General features: G+C 73.9%; 1 protein-coding gene. It reads right to left on the bottom strand.

Features of this window, described 5'->3' with window-relative positions:
- On the bottom strand, positions 1-1,158 hold a 1,158-nt coding region (locus ABD194_RS19550; RefSeq protein ID WP_425580034.1), incomplete at both ends, for an Ig-like domain-containing protein.

Genomic DNA, 1,158 nt, shown 5'->3' with positions numbered 1-1,158 from the left:
CGTGCCCGAGCTGCGCGGGTAGGCCTCGTAGCGGATCGTCGCCGCTCCGAAACCGAGGACGCGGCCCAGCTCGAGCTCGACGGCCTTGCCGTCCTCTCCGACGATGCCGCTGACGAAGGTGAGGTCGCCGTCGGGGTCGACGCCGCTCGTCGGCACCGTGACCGCCAGCGTGTCGCCGGCGGTGACGCTCGCAGAGAAGCTGCGGGCGGTCGGCGGCTGGTCGGGGTGCTTCACGGCGTCGGGCAGCGGGTTGATCGTGACGTCGACCCGGCCGGTGACGGCCCGCGCGCGCAGGCCCTCGGGGTAGGTGGCGTACTCGAGGATCGCGGAGGCCGGCCCCGTGAGGGTGGCCTGCTCGGGGACGTAGCGCACCACCGTGCCGGAGGCGAAGGCCTGTCCGCCACCGGAGACCACCCGGACGCTCGCGGGGTCGAGCTTGAGCGGGATGCCGTCGCTCATCGAGTCGTTGTCGAGGACCGGGACGGTCACGGCGTCGCCGATGCGCACCGTCGCCACGTCGTCGACGACGGTGGGGCGCACGACGTCCCTGCTCTCCGGCTTCTGCACGACCGACAGCTGCCCGACCGCCGTCCTGGTCCCGTCGCTGATCGTGTAGCTGACGGTGGCCCGCCGGGGCGCGTCCCCCTCGAGGGGGGAGGTCGCCTGGGCGCGCACCCATCGGCCCTGCACGACGGAGGCCCGGAGCCAGGAGGCGCCGGTGACGACGCGCTGGACGACGAGGACGTCGCTGCGCGGGCTGTAGTCGTTGGACAGCACGTCCGCGATGACGGGCGTCTGGCCGCGGAGCACGGCCGCGTCCGGCGTGGCGACGGGCGGCAGGTCGTCGGAGGGGTTCGGCAGGATGTCGACGCGGATGCGTCCGACGCTGACCCCCGAGCCGATCTGGGCGGCATACGTGACGGTGGAGGTGCCGGGCGTCTGTCCCGTCACGGTGAGCACGCCGGTGTCGAGGTTGGTGTCGAGCGTCAGCTGCCCCGGGCCCTTGACGGCCTGGGCCAGGCGCATCCGGGCCTGCGGGTCGGTGGGGTCGGCCCCGGCGATGTCGTTGCCGAGCGGCTGCAGCTGCACCGGCTTGCCGACGACCGCGCGCACCACGTCGGGCTGGGTCTTCGGCGGGACCGCCTTGCTGTCCTGCTC

The sequence above is a fragment of the Terrabacter terrae genome (assembly GCF_039529575.1).
Lineage (GTDB): Bacteria > Actinomycetota > Actinomycetes > Actinomycetales > Dermatophilaceae > Terrabacter > Terrabacter terrae.
This window is presented reverse-complemented; position numbering and strand designations above follow the sequence as displayed.